At 30.6% G+C, this 265-nt stretch carries 1 pseudogene; it reads right to left on the bottom strand.

Annotated elements, in window-relative coordinates:
• Positions 1-206 (bottom strand): annotated as a pseudogene (locus AOA60_RS23940) (DNA replication and repair protein RecF); the annotation flags it as partial.
• Between the last annotated feature and the right edge of the window lie 59 nt (positions 207-265).

Here is a 265-nt window from a genome sequence, read left to right as displayed (position 1 = left end):
GTTATAACATCAAGCATTGTATTATCTTGTTTTTGTTTACGTTGCTGAACATCTTTTAAATATTGATTACGCTGTTTTAGTACTTTGTGATATTGCGATAAATGGTATAAATAAATAGGGTGAATTTGCCCCATTTCCATATCAAGAAATCTTCGTCTTACTTGGGGACTACCTTTTACAAGACTTAAATCTTCAGGAGCAAACATGACTATATTACAAGTACCAATATAATCGCTTAATCTCTTTTTTTCGATCCGATTTATTT

The organism is Pseudomonas sp. 2822-17 (genome assembly GCF_002742485.1).
GTDB lineage: Bacteria > Pseudomonadota > Gammaproteobacteria > Pseudomonadales > Pseudomonadaceae > Aquipseudomonas > Aquipseudomonas cyclaminis.
The sequence above is the reverse complement of the archived record's forward strand: the minus strand, read 5'-3'. Positions and strand labels throughout refer to the sequence as shown.